This is a genomic window from Bacillus sp. SIMBA_154, assembly GCF_046536015.1.
Classification (GTDB): Bacteria; Bacillota; Bacilli; order Bacillales; family Bacillaceae; genus Bacillus; species Bacillus pumilus_P.
This window is the reverse complement of sequence record NZ_JAWJBV010000055.1, coordinates 1-521: the sequence shown is the minus strand read 5'-3', so window position 1 is coordinate 521 and position 521 is coordinate 1. Positions and strand designations below refer to the sequence as shown.

The 521-nt window shown below is 59.9% G+C and carries 1 protein-coding gene; it reads right to left on the bottom strand.

Annotation, left to right across the window (positions count from 1 at the left end; translation table 11 throughout):
* On the bottom strand, positions 1 to 521 hold a 521-nt coding region (locus R0K30_RS21020; RefSeq protein ID WP_410612690.1), incomplete at both ends, for a hypothetical protein.

The window sequence follows — 521 nt, the reverse complement described above, 5'->3', positions numbered from 1 at the left end:
GTATCTCCTGTTACACCAGTTGGTCCAGTAGGGCCGGTATCTCCGGTGGCACCAGTTGCACCAGTCGGACCAGTATCTCCGGTTGCACCAGTGGCACCAGTAGGACCGGTATCTCCGGTTGCACCAGTGGCACCAGTAGGACCGGTATCTCCTGTTACACCAGTTGGTCCAGTAGGGCCGGTATCTCCGGTGGCACCAGTTGGTCCAGTAGGGCCAGTATCTCCGGTGGCACCAGTTGGTCCAGTAGGGCCGGTATCTCCGGTTGCACCAGTTGCACCAGTGGCTCCAGTATCTCCGGTGGCACCAGTTGGTCCAGTAGGGCCGGTATCTCCGGTATCTCCGGTGGCACCAGTTGCACCAGTGGCACCAGTATCTCCGGTTACACCAGTAGGACCGGTATCTCCGGTGGCACCAGTTACACCAGTAGGACCGGTATCTCCGGTGGCACCAGTGGCACCAGTAGGACCGGTATCTCCGGTTGCACCAGTTGCACCAGTAGGACCGGTATCTCCGGTTGCACC